The following is a 3,241-nucleotide window of genomic DNA, read 5'->3' on the forward strand; positions in this document are numbered from 1 at the left end:
TCGCGACTCGCTCGCTTGGCCTTCGGCACATTCGCTTCCGTCACTTCGTTTGCAAAGCAAACTCGTGCCGTTGCGAACGTCGGAGCACCTTGGTCGTTAGGCGAAAGCAGTCATGAATTTTATTGAGGATGATAAAATTGAAATACAAATTCTTTGTAGCAATATTCACACTTCTCCTTTGCGATTTTGTCTTCTCACAAGGTTATGATGGGGAGATGTGTAAAAAGAACCCGAATCTATCTTTAAAAAAATCAGTTAAGAAAGGATTCATCTCTGAGATAATGGTTGGCGTTTCAAATATATCTGGTCGAAAAAGTAAGGGACCGGATATATCACATAGTCAATATTTGGCGACGTCCACGTTATTGAATTTGAAGAATGTTCCTACTTTATCTCCCAAGACTTTAAGAATGGAAGAGCCGGCGGATGAAGATAGAGTTATACGAAGAGATTTAATTTCATGTAGATTTTCCGCGTATTATGCGATGGATGGCGACTCCTCGACAGCTTGGTCGGAAGGAGAGGAGGGTGATGGAATTGGAGAGATGCTTATTGCAATTGTAGATATTCGAAAGCCAATAAAAATTTGGATAGGTTTTGGAAGAAGTGAAAATTCGTTTTTTGAAAATAATAGACCAAAAAGAATAAGAATACATGCTTTTGAAGCACAAGGCTTCAGTTTTGGCCTTGATAACGTTAACTTACACAATAACAAACTTTTAGGCTCATCGGAAGTTGAATTGAACGATGTCAACGATTATCAAAAGTTAACTATTCCCATCTATCAGTTAAAAGGAATTTCGAATGAAAGCACAGGTTTTGAAAAGCATTTCTATTCCTTTATTGCAATTGAGATATTAGAAGTTTACAAAGGTAGCAAATATTCCGATACTTTGATTTCAGAAGTACAAAATATCAAATGACTGCCATCGCCTAACTATCGGTGCTTCCGCAGCGCTTCGAGATCGCTGCGCGACTCTCGCTTGGGCTTCGCCACATTTGCTTCTGTCACTCGTCTTGCAGAGCAAGTCTCGCGCCATTGCAAACGTCGGAACACCTTGGTCGTTAGACGAAAGTGCCAATTAATTTACCAATAATACAAAAGAAAATGATAGAAATCACTATTAAGACATTTCAAGATTATTCTCTCCAAAATCGTCGAGAAAACATATATAGTTTGATGTATGACTATAGCCAAGGAACTAGCCACTTCAGAAAGAATGAAAGAACTTTATTCCAGAGCAATTTAGTCTCTTTGGAAAATTTGGCAAAAGATAAGTTTGAGCCAGTCGGAATTTCAAAGAGTAACCTTTTAACTAGAATTAAAGAGATAAACGAATTAATTGGCGAAAGTGCATTTGAATATGAGCTGGAGTCAGACTATTCCACAGAAATATTTTATACTTCCTTATATATTATATTTATTATTCAGCGAAACGGAATACCTAACGCAAATAATGCAATTATTTTTAGTAAATTTCTTTCGGATAATATAATTGCGTATTACCAAGAAGAGAGAAATGTTGCAATTCCCATTTCTTACTTTTTGCCAATCCCAACGAATAACTCAAATGTTGAAAAATTATATAAAAAAGGATTCTTAAACCTCATTACTGTTACGTGCGTTGATTGGGATGATGGCTTGTTTCGAAATTATTATAAACCACCGATTACTCCTCTTGGGAAGATTTATTTAAATGAATCCGAAGAAACATTCTATTATTGGATGCTCAAGAGGATCGATTTACTGCTTAGGAAAAAAGGGAAATAATTATGAATATAATAATTACGCTTCTATTAATCCCTTTCGTAATTCCATTATTAACGTGTTTAATAAGTTACTATATTGAAATAGTTTCTAATCCTGGTGAGTTGATTTTGAACGATAATAATGATGAGGTTTATCGTACCAATGTCAAGTTTAGAAGACATTTTTCATTATTTTATTTATCACATTCTCTTTGGGGAGTTACCGCTATGGCTAATATTCATGGCGGTGTATATTTGGTTCTATATACTAGCTTTTTACTTTGGTCATTTGTTTTAATGTTGCATGCATTTTCGAAAACAAATAAGACAAGAAATCTATATTTGCATTTTACTCTTGCACTAATCTTTTTCGCTTTTTGTCGAATAATGATATTTCTTCAATATTGTATATAATTGGCACCTTCGTCTAACTATCGGTGCTTCCGCTCCGCTCGCGGATCGCTAACGCGACCACTCGCTCGGGCTTCGCCACATTTGCTTCTGTCACTTCGTTTGCATGAGCAAACTCGTGCCATCGCAAACGTCGGAACACCTTGGTCGTTAGGCGAAATGCTTTAAAATTACCTTTATACAAACTATGGAAGACAAACGATACGACCCTTTTCCTGAATTGGTAGAATACTTTTATTCAGCTGTTGAGAAAAACTTTTTATTCCTTTCAATAGACCTTGGTTTTCAGGAGGGGGAGCGAATAATTGATGTTGGAAAAGGCAATTCAACGTATGATAAAGCTACATTTCCTCAGAATATTTGGATATTTTCTGCCTCAAAAAAATATGAATTAAAGGGAGAAAGCTTTGAAATTTCATATGGAGATCGAGAATCATTTATTCAGATAATATACGAGAAAGGTAAAACGAAATACGCCCTTTGGCAGATATATGAAGCAATGGGAATTGAACGGACCGTAATTTCTGGAAGTCAATTTGTATTAAACACTGCGTTTATGGAAAAAATACTTAGCGATATAGCTTTAGGATTGAAAAAGAATATTAGCAATATTTTACCGATTAGTAAAAATACAGAAAAGATCATTCAAGCAAACGTTGAGAGAATACAACTTGAATGGAAATTAAAGGAAGAAAGTAGAGAAATAGAAACTGCGATAGAACAGGCTGCGAATGCTTTTCGAGAGAAGAATTATTTTAAGGTTGTAGCTATTTTAAGTAAGTATGAGGGGAAATTAAGACCTGCTCAACAAATGAAGCTTGCATATTGCAGGAAACATCTTCATTAAGTAAAGCACTTCGCCTAACTAACAGCTCTGGCGCGTCGCTTCGGGATTGCTGCGCAACCCTTGCTTGGGCTTCGCCACATTCCGCTTTGTCACTTGCCTTGCAAGGCAAGTCTCGTGCCAAGTCCTACGGACTCGCGGAACGTCGCCAAGCGTTGGACGTTAGGCGTAATAACGCTTTCAATTTACGAAACTACAATAAATATAGTTCAAGGAGGAAGAATGAGAAAATCTATA

The 3,241-nt window shown here is 36.5% G+C and carries 3 protein-coding genes; all 3 read left to right on the top strand.

What is annotated here, in order from left to right:
• Positions 1-137 precede the first annotated feature (137 nt).
• Positions 138-923, top strand: a complete 786-nt coding sequence (locus EHR06_RS10970) for an NADase-type glycan-binding domain-containing protein (RefSeq protein WP_135757035.1) — start codon at positions 138-140, stop codon at positions 921-923.
• 185 nt (positions 924-1,108) lie between these two features.
• On the top strand, positions 1,109-1,771 hold the full coding sequence (locus EHR06_RS10975; protein WP_135757036.1) for a hypothetical protein: 663 nt from the start codon (positions 1,109-1,111) through the stop codon (positions 1,769-1,771).
• 576 nt (positions 1,772-2,347) lie between these two features.
• Positions 2,348-3,007 carry a hypothetical protein gene (locus EHR06_RS10980; RefSeq protein ID WP_135757037.1) on the top strand — a complete coding sequence of 220 codons (660 nt, stop codon included), beginning with the start codon at positions 2,348-2,350 and terminating at the stop codon, positions 3,005-3,007.
• Positions 3,008-3,241: the final 234 nt, after the last annotated feature.

It is taken from the genome of Leptospira dzoumogneensis (assembly GCF_004770895.1).
Taxonomy (GTDB): Bacteria; Spirochaetota; Leptospiria; order Leptospirales; family Leptospiraceae; genus Leptospira_B; species Leptospira_B dzoumogneensis.

Coding starts and splice junctions, on each gene's coding strand:
- EHR06_RS10975 (WP_135757036.1), top strand. CDS start 1,109: ATGATAGAAATCACTATTAAGACATTTCAAGATTATTCTCTCCAAAAT.
- EHR06_RS10980 (WP_135757037.1), top strand. CDS start 2,348: ATGGAAGACAAACGATACGACCCTTTTCCTGAATTGGTAGAATACTTT.